We start from the raw sequence: 13,148 nt of genomic DNA, 5'->3' as shown, positions 1-13,148 counted from the left end.
CACCCACGTCGATGAACCCGTGTCACTTGGCCAATATGGCTTATCGGTCATTACGTTTCAGCCACTGCCCGGCCAGCGCTCGCGCCCTGGCATCGACGTCAAACACAGTTTCAAGCTCGCTCACCGCAATCACCGGTTCGAGGTTCAAGACCTCGTCGATCATACTCGCGATTTCCGGAAAGCGAATGCGCCGGTCAAGAAACGCCGCAACGGCCACTTCGTTCACCGCGTTCAGGACCGCAGGGGCGCTGTCGCCGACTTCCGCAGCTTGCCGTGCGAGACGCAAGCAAGGGAAGCGCACTTCATCCGGCGCCTGGAAGTCCAGTCGCCCTATGCTGAAGAGATCAAGCGGTGCAACGCCCGAATCGATACGCTCCGGCCACGCCAGTGCATGCGCAATCGGCGTACGCATGTCTGGGTTGCCGAGTTGAGCCAGTACCGAGCCGTCCACGTAATCCACCATCGAATGGATCACGCTTTGAGGGTGAATCACCACTTCGATACGAGCCGGTGCAGTGTCGAACAACCAGCAGGCCTCGATCAGTTCGAGCCCTTTGTTCATCATGCTGGCGGAATCAACGGAAATTTTGCGCCCCATCGACCAGTTCGGGTGCGCGCAGGCCTGCTCGGGTGACACATGCTCCAGCTCCGGCAGCGGCGTTTCGCGAAAAGGCCCACCCGAAGCCGTCAACAAGATCCGACGCACGCCGACCGAATCCAGACCGTTGCCATAATGGCCTGGCAAACACTGAAAAATCGCGTTGTGCTCGCTGTCGAGAGGCAGCAAGACGGTGCCGCTGCGCCGAACCGCCTGCATGAACAAGGCACCCGACATGACCAGCGCTTCTTTGTTGGCCAGCAGCACTTTCTTGCCCGCCTCGACCGCCGCCAGTGTCGGACGCAAGCCAGCGGCACCGACAATGGCGGCCAGCACAGTATCCACCTCGGGGTGAGCCGATACTTCGCACAGCCCCCCCTCCCCTACCAACACGCGTGTGTCGAGACCGGCAGCACGCAGATCGTCCTGCAATTGTCGGGCTGCCGCGACTGTCGGCACCACCGCGAACTGCGGGACATGACGGACGCACAGCGCAAGCAACTCCACCAGACGGCTGAACCCGGTCAGGGCAAAGACCTTGTAGCGCGCAGGGTGTCGTGCGATGACATCGAGGGTGCTAAGCCCCACCGAGCCAGTCGCCCCGAGAACCGTGATGTGTTGGAGCCGGCTCACATCAGACCCCAGTCTTTGGCGGCCCAGAGCAACAGGGCGAACACCGGAATCGCGGCGGTCAGGCTGTCGATCCGGTCCAGCACACCGCCATGACCCGGCAAGAGATTACTGCTGTCCTTGACCCCGGATTTACGCTTGAACATGCTCTCGGTCAGATCGCCCACGACGGACACCAGCACGATAATCGCGGCGCACACCAGCGAAAAAACAATCTCGGACACCTGCCAACCGCGGTTCACACCGACGATCAACGTAATCAGCAAACAGGCTGCCAGGCCGCCATACAAACCTTCCCAGCTTTTGCCCGGACTGACCTTCGGCGCCAGCTTGCGCTTGCCGAATGCCTTGCCCGAGAAATAGGCACCGATGTCGGCGCCCCACACCAGCACCATGACCGAGAGAATCAGCCAGTTGCCCATCGGGGCGAGCTTGATGAGGATCAGACCCTGCCATGCCGGCAGGAGAATCAACAGACCAATGACCAGCTTGTACGCCGCGCTGGACCAGTGCTCGCTGGACTCTGGATACGTCAGCACCAGCCACGTCGCGACCAGCCACCAGATCAGTGCTGCGACCAGCACCCAAGGCGCCAGTCCAGGCAAGAGGTACAAGAGAAACAACAGCACCGCGACCACGGCGGCATAGCCCACGCGAATCGACTGAGTTTCAAAACCCGCGAGACGGGCCCACTCCCAGGCGCCCAGTACGACCACCGCGCCGATGAACAGCGCGAAACTGCCACCTTCCAGAAGGAAAAAGCCGCACAGCGCCAAGGGCGCAAGAATCAGCGCTGTAATGATTCGTTGTTTGAGCATTAAGCACGGGCTCCAGCTTCTACCTGCTCGCTGGTTTTCCCGAAGCGGCGTTGGCGCGAAGCGAAATCGGCCAGCGCATCGCGCATGGCTTCGTGTTTGAAGTCCGGCCAGAACAGGTCGGAGAAGTACAACTCGGCGTACGCCAGCTGCCAAAGCAAGAAATTACTGATGCGGTGTTCGCCACCGGTACGGATGCACAGGTCCGGCAATGGCAAGTCACCGGTGGCCAGGCACGTCTGCAGGAGTTCGGGCGTAATGTCGTCCGGGCGCAAATGCCCGGCCTGCACTTCACGGGCCAGACGCTGAGCCGCCTGGGCGATGTCCCACTGGCCGCCATAGTTGGCGGCGATTTGCAGGACAAAGCGGGTGTTGCCGGCGGTTTTCGCTTCGGCCTCGCGAATCGCAGCCTGAAGCTCAGGATGGAAACGTGCACGGTCACCAATGATGCGCAGACTGATACCGTTCTCGTTCAGGCGCTTGGTCTCACGACGCAACGCCGTGAAGAACAACTCCATCAACGCGCCGACCTCTTCGGCCGGCCGCTGCCAGTTTTCACTGGAGAACGCGAAAAGCGTCAGCACCTCGACCTTGGCCTCGGCACACACTTCGATCACCGCACGGACAGCGTCCACGCCAGCCTTGTGACCCGCCACACCCGGCAACAGACGCTTTTTAGCCCAGCGATTGTTCCCATCCATGATGATCGCGACATGACGCGGCACCGATGACGGCACAGCCAGCTTTGTCTTTTCCATGAAAGCTTCCTGACCCTTATACGGCCATCAGGTCTTTTTCTTTCTCTTCAGTGGCTTTTGTGATCTGAGCCTCGAAGTCCTTGATCAGCTTGTCGATCTCGGCCGTGCCACGACGCTCTTCGTCTTCGCTGATTTCCTTGTCCTTGACCAGCTTTTTCAGATCGCCCAATGCGTCACGGCGAATGTTACGCACAGCAACACGAGCATCTTCGGCTGCACTGCGCGCCTGCTTGGTGAAGCCTTTACGTGTTTCTTCCGTCAGGGCGGGCATGGAAATCAGCAGCAGCTCACCGAGGTTGGTCGGGTTGAGGTTCAAGCCTGCACTCTGAATCGCCTTATCGACCGCCGCGAGCATGTTGCGCTCAAACGCCACGACCTGGAGGGTACGGGAATCCTTGACCGTGACGTTGGCAACACCGCTCAACGGGGTATCGGTGCCGTAGTACGGAACCATCACGTTACCCAGGATGCTTGGGTGTGCCTTGCCGGTACGAATCTGGCCAAACGCGTGGTTCAGGGATTCGATGGATTTTTGCATGCGCTCTTGAGCGTCTTTTTTGATTTCGTTGATCATTGTTCGCCTTCCTCGATCAAAGTTCCTTCCGCGCCGCCATGCACGATATTCAGCAGGGCGCCGGGTTTGTTCATATTAAAGACACGCAACGGCATCTTGTGGTCACGGCACAGGCAGATGGCCGTCAGGTCCATTACGCCCAGCTTGCGATCCAGCACTTCATCGTAAGTCAGATGATCGAACTTCTCGGCATGCGGGTCTTTGAATGGATCGGCAGTGTACACACCATCGACCTTGGTTGCCTTCAACACGACATCGGCGTCAATTTCGATCGCGCGCAGGCACGCTGCCGAATCGGTGGTGAAGAACGGGTTGCCAGTGCCCGCGGCGAAGATCACCACTTCTTTGGCGTTGAGGTGACGCATTGCCTTGCGGCGATCGTAGTGATCGGTCACACCCACCATGGAGATGGCCGACATCACGATGGCGGAAATATTGGCGCGCTCCAGCGCATCACGCATGGCCAAGGCGTTCATCACAGTGGCCAGCATGCCCATGTGATCACCCGTGACCCGATCCATGCCAGCCGCGCTAAGCGCCGCACCACGGAACAGGTTGCCACCACCGATGACCAGACCGACCTGAACACCGATTCCTACCAGCTGACCCACTTCAAGCGCCATGCGATCCAGCACTTTGGGGTCGATACCGAACTCTTCGGAGCCCATCAGGGCCTCGCCGCTAAGCTTGAGTAGAATGCGTTTATAGCGAGCTTGATAACCACTGCCCTGCTGAGCCATTGCGAATCTCTCCTGCGGCGTTTAAAAAAAATCTGCGGCCATTTTCAGCCTGCGGTAACTCTAGGCTACTTCGTCAGGAATTCGCAGCCTCATGAGCCACGCACCCTGGAAAAATAAATTCCTGCTGCCGTTTTGACAAAGAGGCTGCGCGCGTGAGCGGGCAGCCTCTTTGGTCGACAGTTGGAGAACCGTCTTATTGCTTGCTGGCAGCTACTTGAGCAGCGACTTCTTCAGCGAAGTTGTCGACTGGCTTCTCGATGCCTTCGCCCACTTTGAAGTAGGTGAACGAGACGATTTCAGCGCCGGCTTTCTTGGCCAGTTCACCGACCTTGACTTCAGGGTTCTTGACGAACGCTTGCTCAACCAGGCTGGCTTCAGCCAGGAACTTGGTGATGCGGCCCTGAACCATTTTGTCAGCGATCTCGGCAGGCTTGCCTTTGATCTTGTCTTCGTTCAGTTGCAGGAAGACACTCTTCTCGCGCTCGATCGCTTCGGCCGAAACGTCGGAAGGCAACAGGAACTCAGGGTTGCTGGCAGCAACGTGCATCGCGATGTCTTTGGCCAGCTCGGCGTCGCCGCCTTTCAGCGCTACAACCACACCGATTTTGTTGCCGTGCAGGTACGAACCCAGTACGTCACCTTCAACACGCGCCAGACGACGGATGTTGACGTTTTCGCCGACTTTGGCAACCAGAGCGGTACGCTCGGTTTCCTGAGCTTCGATCAGTTGCTCAACGGTCAGCTCTGGCTGGTCGAAAGCCTTGTTGACACTGACGGCGACGAAGTTTTTGAAGTCGTCTTGCAGCGCCAGGAAGTCGGTCTGCGAGTTCACTTCGATCAGGACAGCGCGCTTGCCGTTGTCCTTGATTGCGATAGCGCCTTCAGCAGCGACGTTACCTGCTTTCTTGGCTGCCTTGATTGCGCCCGAAGCACGCATATCGTCGATGGCTTTCTCGATGTCGCCGCCAGCCTTGGTCAAGGCTTTTTTGCAGTCCATCATGCCTTCGCCAGTGCGCTCGCGCAGTTCTTTGACCAACGCTGCAGTAATCTCTGCCATTTCAAAATCCTCTTGGATAGGTCTTCAACCATTCCACCCGCCATGCGGGCGTCAAATTCTTGAAAAGCCATGGTGACAGCTGCGCATGACAACTAAGTCGGTGGCAACGCCAGATGGTTTTCGAGGTGGCAAAAAGGGGGCCGAGCCCCCTTTTTGCGTACCGAGTAGACGCTAAGCGTCAGTTACTCGGCAGCAGTTGCCGCTTCTTCAGCGTAAACTTCGGTGCCGCCAGAAACGTTGTTACGACCACGGATGACAGCGTCAGCCATCGAACCCATGTACAGCTGAATGGCGCGAATGGCGTCATCGTTACCTGGGATGATGTAGTCAACGCCTTCCGGGCTGCTGTTGGTATCGACAACGCCGATGACCGGGATACCCAGCTTGTTGGCTTCGGTGATCGCGATGCGCTCGTGGTCAACGTCGATGACGAACAGTGCGTCAGGCAGACCGCCCATGTCCTTGATACCACCCAGGCTGCGGTCCAGCTTTTCCAGATCGCGAGTGCGCATCAGCGCCTCTTTCTTGGTCAGCTTGGCGAAAGTACCGTCTTCAGCCTGAACTTCCAGCTCGCGCAGACGCTTGATGGAGGCACGGATGGTTTTGAAGTTGGTCAGCATGCCGCCCAACCAGCGGTGGTCGACGAACGGCGAACCGCAACGTGCTGCTTCTTCAGCAACGATCTTGCCAGCGGAACGCTTGGTGCCGACGAACAGAATCTTGTTTTTGCCCTGGGCCAGACGCTCTACGAAGGTCAGTGCCTCGTTGAACATAGGCAGGGTTTTTTCAAGGTTGATGATGTGAATCTTGTTACGCGCGCCGAAAATGTATTTACCCATTTTCGGGTTCCAGTAACGGGTTTGGTGACCGAAGTGCACACCGGCCTTCAGCATATCGCGCATGTTGACTTGGGACATGATAGTTCCTTGATAAGTCGGGTTAGGCCTCCACGTATCCCAATGACCAACCAACGGCATGTACCGAGGGCACCCAGGTCATCGTGTCGACACGTGTGTGGGTTTGGGCTTTCGGGGCGGACCCCGTAAAGCGGCGCATTTTATATCACAAAAGTCTGCATAACGGAACCCGGAATAAGATCCTGTTTTCTCGACGCTTTTGCCCGGACAGCCCTGCCGTCTACCGGCCCTGCCAGCCTTTATATAAGGAAGCGATGATAACCCGCTTGGCATCGGTCTGGTAGAATCGCGTTTTTTCCGTGTTTTGCTGCGGCCCCGCCGCGCCGAGAGAGCCTTGTATGACCGTTACCATCAAAACCCCCGAAGACATCGAAAAGATGCGCGTCGCCGGTCGTCTGGCGGCAGACGTTCTGGAAATGATCGGGGCCTACGTCAAGCCCGGCGTCACCACTGACGAGCTGGACCGCATCTGCCACGACTACATCGTCAACGAGCAAAAAGCGATCCCTGCGCCGCTGAACTACAAGGGTTTCCCCAAATCCATCTGCACCTCGATCAACCATGTTGTCTGCCATGGCATTCCCAATGAGAAGCCGCTGAAGGAAGGCGACGTGTTGAACATCGACGTGACCGTGATCAAAGACGGTTACCACGGCGACACCAGCAAGATGTTCCACGTTGGCAAAGTGCCAGAGTGGGCCGAGCGCCTGTCGAAGATCACCCAGGAATGCATGTATAAAGGCATCGAGCTGGTCAAACCGGGCGCGCACCTGGGCGACATCGGTGAAGTGATCCAGAAACACGCTGAAAAGAACGGTTTCTCCGTCGTAAAGGAATATTGCGGCCATGGCATCGGCAAGGTGTTCCATGAAGAACCGCAAGTGCTGCACTACGGCAAGGCGGGCACCGGCATGGAACTCAAGGAAGGCATGACCTTCACCATCGAGCCGATGATCAATCAGGGCAAGGCTGATACCCGTTTGTTGGGCGACGGCTGGACCGCCATCACCAAGGACCGCAAGCTGTCGGCGCAGTGGGAGCACACCATTCTGGTCACCGCGACCGGGTATGAAATCTTCACGTTGCGCAGCGACGACACCATCGCCCGCACCTCCGCCTGATCACCCCGTGCGATATAGATAGAAGGAAAGCAGTTCGATGCCGCAGGTGGACCCAGATTTGTTCGATCGTGGCCAGTTTCAGGCCGAACTGGCGTTGAAAGCGAGCCCCATCGCCGCCTTCAAAAAGGCTATCCGTCAGGCCCGCGAGGTACTGGACGAACGCTTCAAGTCGGGCCGGGAAATTCGTCGGTTGATCGAGGACCGGGCCTGGTTCGTCGACAACATCCTGCAGCAGGCCTGGGAACAGTTCGACTGGAGCGAGGATGCCGACATTGCACTCCTCGCCGTCGGTGGCTATGGGCGCGGCGAACTGCATCCTTATTCGGACATCGACCTGCTGATCCTGCTGGACAGCGCCGATCACGAAGTTTTCCGCGACTCCATCGAGCGTTTTCTGACGCTGCTGTGGGACATTGGCCTTGAGGTTGGCCAGAGCGTGCGCTCGGTCGATGAGTGCGCCACCGAGGCCCTCGCGGACCTGACGGTGATCACAAACCTGATGGAAAGCCGGACGATTGCAGGCCCGGAGCATTTACGCCAGCGCATGCTGGAAGTCACCAGTACGAGCGAAATGTGGCCAAGCAAAGAGTTTTTCCTGGCCAAGCGCGCCGAGCAGAAAGCCCGTCATCACAAATACTTCGACACCGAATACAACCTGGAGCCGAACGTCAAAGGCTCCCCGGGTGGCCTGCGCGACATCCAGACCATTCTGTGGGTAGCCCGTCGTCAATATGGCACGCTGAATCTTCACGCCTTGGCGGACCAGGGCTTCCTGCTGGAAAGCGAACACGCGTTGCTCGCCGCCTCCCAGGAGTTTCTGTGGAAAGTGCGCTATGCCTTGCACATGCTGGCGGGCCGTTCCGAAGACCGCCTGCTGTTCGATTACCAGACCAGCATCGCCCGTTTGCTGGGCTATCAGGACAACGACGCGAAACTGGCCATCGAACGCTTCATGCAGAAGTATTACCGCGTGGTCATGAGCATCGCGCAATTGAGCGATCTGATCATTCAGCACTTCGAGGAGGTGATCCTGTCGGACGACGCCAACACCGTCACCGAATCGATCAACTCGCGCTTCCAATTGCACGATGGCTACATCGAAGCGACCCATCCGAATGTCTTCAAACGCACGCCGTTCGCGATTCTGGAGATCTTCGTGTTGATGGCTCAGCGCCCGGAAATCAAGGGCGTGCGTGCCGATACCATTCGCCTGCTGCGCGAACACCGGCACCTGATCAACGACGACTTCCGCAACGATATCCGCAACACCAGCCTGTTTATCGAGCTGTTCAAATGCGAGATCGGCATTCACCGCAACCTGCGCCGGATGAACCGTTACGGCATTCTCGGGCTGTACCTGCCGGAGTTCGGCCACATCGTCGGACAAATGCAACACGATTTGTTCCACATCTACACCGTCGATGCGCACACCCTGAACCTGATCAAGCATCTGCGTAAGCTCCAATACACGCAGGTGTCGGAGAAATTCCCGCTGGCCAGCAAGCTCATGGCCAAGCTGCCGAAACCCGAGCTGATCTACCTCGCAGGCTTGTACCACGACATCGGCAAGGGCCGCGGCGGCGATCACTCAGAACTGGGGGCGGTGGATGCCGAGGCGTTCGGCATCCGTCACCATCTGCCGAACTGGGACACCCAACTGATCGTCTGGCTGGTGCAGAACCATCTCGTGATGTCGACCACAGCCCAGCGCAAGGACCTCTCCGACCCGCAAGTCATTCACGACTTTGCGCAGTTCGTCGGCGACGAAGTGCATCTGGATTATCTCTATGTGCTGACCATCGCTGACATCAACGCCACCAACCCGACGCTTTGGAACTCGTGGCGCGCCAGTCTGTTGCGCCAGCTGTACACCGAGACCAAGCGCGCCCTCAAGCGCGGGCTGGAAAACCCAGTCGACCGCGAAGAGCAGATCCGTCGTACCCAAAGCGCGGCGCTGGACATTCTCGTGCGCAACGGCACCGATCCGGACGACGTCGAGCAACTGTGGTCGCAACTGGGCGATGACTACTTCCTGCGCCACACCGCAGGCGATGTGGCCTGGCACAGCGATGCGATCCTTCAGCAACCGGCCGACGGTGGCCCCTTGGTACTGATCAAGGAAACCACCCAGCGCGAATTCGAAGGCGGCACCCAGATCTTCATTTACGCACCGGATCAGCACGACTTCTTCGCGGTAACCGTGGCGGCGATGGACCAGCTGAACCTGAACATTCACGACGCCCGCGTGATCACCTCGACCAGCCAGTTCACCCTCGACACCTATATCGTGCTCGACAGCGACGGCGGCTCGATCGGTGAAAACCCTGAACGCATCAAAGCGATTCGTGAAGGTTTGACCGAGGCCCTGCGCAACCCGGACGACTATCCGACGATCATCAAGCGTCGCGTGCCACGCCAGCTCAAGCATTTCGCATTCGCGCCCGTGGTGACGATTTCCAACGATGCGCAGCGACCGGTGACCGTGCTAGAGCTCAGCGCGCCAGACCGTCCGGGGTTGCTGGCACGGCTGGGCAAGATCTTTCTGGAGTTCGACCTGTCGCTGCAAAACGCCAAGATTGCAACCTTGGGCGAGCGCGTGGAGGACGTGTTCTTCCTCACCGACGAGAACAACCAGCCACTGTCTGACCCGCAACTGTGCAGCCGTTTGCAAGATGCCATCGTCACGCAACTCAGCGTCAATCCCGAACCCACCAGCGGGTTGCGCATCAGCATCTGAATCGACACCTTTTTCTGGCTATTCAACGGCGCTCGCCCCCGACGGGCTGGCGCCCCGCTTCCTGAGACCGATTGCCCATGAACAACGCTTTGCAACAGCTCCAGCCTTACCCGTTCGAAAAGCTCCGCGCGCTGCTGGGCACCGTGACGCCGAACCCGGACAAGCGGCCAATCGCCCTGTCCATCGGCGAGCCGAAGCATACTTCGCCTGCGTTCGTCGCCAAGGCACTGGCCGACAACCTCGACCAGATGGCCGTTTACCCGACGACAGCGGGCATTCCAGCCCTGCGCGAAGCCATCGCTCACTGGTGCGAACGCCGTTTCAGCGTTCCGCAGGGCTGGCTGGATGCGGGCAAGCACGTGCTGCCGGTCAACGGCACCCGTGAGGCACTGTTCGCTTTCACCCAAACCGTGGTCAATCGCAGCGATGACGGACTGGTCATCAGCCCGAACCCGTTCTATCAGATTTACGAAGGTGCTGCGTTCCTGGCCGGGGCCAAGCCGCATTACCTGCCGTGCCTGGTCGAACACGGCTTCAACCCCGATTTTGACGCTGTGCCTGCGGACATCTGGAAGCGTTGCCAGATCCTGTTCCTGTGCTCGCCGGGCAACCCGACTGGCGCGCTGATCCCGGTGGACACGCTGAAAAAGCTGATCGCGCTGGCCGACGAACACGATTTCGTGATCGCTGCTGACGAATGCTACAGCGAGCTGTATTTCGATGAAGACACCCCGCCGCCGGGCCTGCTGACCGCCTGCGCCGAACTCGGCCGCCAGGACTTCAAGCGTTGCATCGTGTTCCACAGCCTGTCCAAGCGGTCGAACCTGCCGGGCCTGCGCTCGGGCTTCGTCGCCGGTGACGCCGACATCCTCAAAGGCTTCCTGCTCTACCGCACCTACCATGGCTGCGCCATGCCGGTTCAGACCCAGCTTGCCAGCATCGCGGCCTGGAATGATGAAGAACACGTCAGGGCCAACCGCGACCTGTACCGCGAGAAGTACGATGCGGTGCTGGAAATCCTGTCCCCGGTGATGGACGTGCAGCGCCCGGATGGCAGTTTCTACCTATGGCCAAACGTCGGCGGCGACGACGCGCAATTTTGCCGTGACCTGTTCGAAGCCGAACACGTGACGGTGGTGCCGGGCTCTTACCTGTCGCGGGATGTGGACGGGTTCAACCCCGGCGCGGGCCGTGTGCGCATGGCACTCGTTGCGCCGTTGGCTGAGTGCGTCGAGGCAGCTGAGCGGATTCGCGATTTCGTGACGCGCCGCTGATCGCCGTGCTGTGACGTCAATGAAGGTCGGCGGGACATCTGGCTGACCTTTTGATCGGTGCCGCCCGCAATGCGGCATCGAAGTGCCATATATTTCGTTTACGCTGACGCCTCCAAGCAGCGCGTTGCGAGTGTCCACAGAAAAATACCCGTCGAAACACACAAAGCCTCGCCAAGCCGCGCCCAACCGGTGTGTACGTGGCATAATCCGTCACCGTTTTTTTCAATCGTCCCAAAGAGGGGGCAAGCTCATGGCTGACAAACAGTTGCACCTGTACGGGATCAAGGCTTGCGACACCATGAAAAAGGCGCGCACCTGGCTCGATGAAAAATCGGTGAACTACGATTTCCACGACTACAAAACGCTGGGCATCGACCGTGATCACCTGACTCAGTGGTGCAACGAGCACGGCTGGCAGACGGTGTTGAATCGCGCCGGCACGACCTTTCGCAAACTGGACGATTCGCAAAAAGCCGACATCGACCAGAACAAGGCGATAGAACTGATGCTCGCTCAACCGTCGATGATCAAGCGCCCGGTGCTCGATCTTGGCGACAAGACCCTGATTGGCTTCAAACCCGAACTGTACGCAGCGGCTATCGCCGAACAGGCGGTGTGAAAACGTAGCGAGCGAAGGCAAGACAAGGCAAAAACAGGCGGGAAACGGCCGGGGTCGCGCCCGACTCTAGGTGTTCTAAATGAGCATTTTCCGCCTGTTTTTAACGCAGTAATGCCGAGCGCAGCAGTTTTCACGCCGCTTGTGATTGAGATAGCCATTTAAAGAGGTAATCCCATGTCCACTTCCCTGTTCAGCCTAGCCTTCGGCGTCGGCACTCAAAATCGTCAAGGCACCTGGCTGGAAGTTTTCTACGCCCTGCCTCTGCTCAACCCGTCGGCTGAAATCGTTGCCGCCGTGGCGCCAATCCTGGGTTACACCGGTGGCAATCAGGCCATCGCTTTCAACACCGATCTGGCCTCCAAGCTGGCGGATGCGCTGAAATCGGTCGACGCCGCTCAAGCCGCGCTGCTGACCCGTCTGGCCGAGAGCCACAAGCCGCTGGTCGCCACGGTACTGGCTGAAGACGCCGCACTGACTTCCACGCCTGAGGCTTACCTCAAGCTGCACCTGCTGTCCCATCGTCTGGTCAAGCCACACGGCCTGAGCCTGGCAGGCGTGTTCCCGCTGCTGCCGAACGTAGCGTGGACCAGCCAGGGCGCCATCGACCTGGGCGAACTGCCCCAGCGTCAACTGGAAGCCCGTCTGAAAGGCGAGTTGCTGGAAGTGTTCTCCGTCGACAAATTCCCGAAAATGACCGACTACGTCGTGCCGGCTGGCGTGCGCATCGCTGACACCGCACGCGTGCGTCTGGGGGCTTACATCGGCGAAGGCACCACCGTGATGCACGAAGGCTTCGTCAACTTCAACGGCGGCACCGAAGGCCCGGGCATGATCGAAGGCCGTGTGTCGGCTGGCGTATTCGTCGGCAAGGGTTCGGACCTGGGCGGAGGTTGCTCCACCATGGGCACCCTGTCCGGTGGCGGCAACATCATCATCAAGGTCGGTGAAGGCTGCCTGATCGGCGCCAACGCCGGTATCGGCATTCCGCTGGGCGACCGCAACACCGTGGAAGCCGGTCTTTACATCACCGCGGGCACCAAGGTCGCGTTGCTGGATGAGAAAAACGAGCTGGTCAAGGTTCTCAAGGCCCGTGACCTGGCGGGTCAACCTGATCTGCTGTTCCGTCGCAACTCGCAAACCGGCGCCGTGGAATGCAAATCCCACAAGTCGGCCATCGAGCTGAACGAAGCGCTGCACGCTCACAACTGATCGACTGTGCAAGCGCTTTCATTCGCGATCCGGTATGTCTGACGACCCAACGCCGTCGTCTGACATACCCTTTCGCGAATGAATTCGCTCCTACAGGAC

Annotated in this window: 12 protein-coding genes; 5 read left to right on the top strand and 7 right to left on the bottom strand. The window is 58.9% G+C overall.

All coding sequences use genetic code 11. The features are described from left to right. Positions 1 to 40: 40 nt before the first annotated feature. From ispC to rpsB, 7 genes are all read right to left on the bottom strand, one after another. The gene (gene ispC / locus ACWKWE_RS16260; RefSeq protein ID WP_483851106.1) at positions 41 to 1,231 is read right to left on the bottom strand and encodes a 1-deoxy-D-xylulose-5-phosphate reductoisomerase; all 1,191 of its coding nucleotides are present in this window, start codon (positions 1,229 to 1,231) and stop codon (positions 41 to 43) included. Beyond that, positions 1,228 to 2,046: a phosphatidate cytidylyltransferase gene (locus tag ACWKWE_RS16255; protein WP_483851105.1), complete on the bottom strand. Its 819-nt coding sequence runs from the start codon at positions 2,044 to 2,046 to the stop codon at positions 1,228 to 1,230. The genes ispC and ACWKWE_RS16255 overlap by 4 nt, the downstream gene beginning before the upstream one ends. Then, the gene (gene uppS, locus ACWKWE_RS16250; RefSeq protein WP_166593541.1) at positions 2,046 to 2,801 is read right to left on the bottom strand and encodes a polyprenyl diphosphate synthase; all 756 of its coding nucleotides are present in this window, start codon (positions 2,799 to 2,801) and stop codon (positions 2,046 to 2,048) included. Before uppS ends, ACWKWE_RS16255 begins: the two co-directional genes overlap by 1 nt. A gap of 16 nt (positions 2,802 to 2,817) precedes the next feature. Further along, positions 2,818 to 3,375 carry a ribosome recycling factor gene (frr, locus tag ACWKWE_RS16245; RefSeq protein WP_166593542.1) on the bottom strand — a complete coding sequence of 186 codons (558 nt, stop codon included), beginning with the start codon at positions 3,373 to 3,375 and terminating at the stop codon, positions 2,818 to 2,820. Further along, positions 3,372 to 4,115, bottom strand: a complete 744-nt coding sequence (gene pyrH, locus ACWKWE_RS16240; protein ID WP_019692086.1) for a UMP kinase — start codon at positions 4,113 to 4,115, stop codon at positions 3,372 to 3,374. Before pyrH ends, frr begins: the two co-directional genes overlap by 4 nt. Positions 4,116 to 4,308: 193 nt before the next feature. Beyond that, entirely contained in the window at positions 4,309 to 5,172 is an 864-nt protein-coding gene (gene tsf, locus ACWKWE_RS16235) for a translation elongation factor Ts (RefSeq protein WP_166593543.1), read from the bottom strand. Positions 5,173 to 5,354: 182 nt separating this feature from the next. Continuing rightward, positions 5,355 to 6,089, bottom strand: coding sequence for a 30S ribosomal protein S2 (rpsB, locus tag ACWKWE_RS16230; protein ID WP_166593544.1), 735 nt, complete (start codon positions 6,087 to 6,089; stop codon positions 5,355 to 5,357). 338 nt (positions 6,090 to 6,427) lie between these two features. Here rpsB and map point away from each other — a divergent pair, with 338 nt between their 5' ends. From map to dapD, 5 genes are all read left to right on the top strand, one after another. After that, positions 6,428 to 7,210, top strand: a complete 783-nt coding sequence (gene map, locus ACWKWE_RS16225) for a type I methionyl aminopeptidase (protein WP_166593545.1) — start codon at positions 6,428 to 6,430, stop codon at positions 7,208 to 7,210. A gap of 37 nt (positions 7,211 to 7,247) precedes the next feature. Beyond that, positions 7,248 to 9,947 carry a [protein-PII] uridylyltransferase gene (locus tag ACWKWE_RS16220; RefSeq protein WP_483851104.1) on the top strand — a complete coding sequence of 900 codons (2,700 nt, stop codon included), beginning with the start codon at positions 7,248 to 7,250 and terminating at the stop codon, positions 9,945 to 9,947. 77 nt (positions 9,948 to 10,024) lie between these two features. Further along, complete coding sequence (gene dapC, locus ACWKWE_RS16215) at positions 10,025 to 11,221, top strand: succinyldiaminopimelate transaminase (RefSeq protein WP_483851103.1); 1,197 nt, start codon at positions 10,025 to 10,027, stop codon at positions 11,219 to 11,221. A gap of 250 nt (positions 11,222 to 11,471) precedes the next feature. Continuing rightward, positions 11,472 to 11,840, top strand: coding sequence for an ArsC family reductase (locus tag ACWKWE_RS16210; protein ID WP_483851102.1), 369 nt, complete (start codon positions 11,472 to 11,474; stop codon positions 11,838 to 11,840). 174 nt (positions 11,841 to 12,014) lie between these two features. Then, positions 12,015 to 13,049, top strand: a complete 1,035-nt coding sequence (gene dapD / locus ACWKWE_RS16205; RefSeq protein ID WP_166593549.1) for a 2,3,4,5-tetrahydropyridine-2,6-dicarboxylate N-succinyltransferase — start codon at positions 12,015 to 12,017, stop codon at positions 13,047 to 13,049. Positions 13,050 to 13,148: the final 99 nt, after the last annotated feature.

The organism is Pseudomonas salicis (assembly GCF_057128705.1).
Note: the sequence above shows the minus strand (reverse complement) of the source record. Positions and strands in the feature narration are given on the sequence as shown.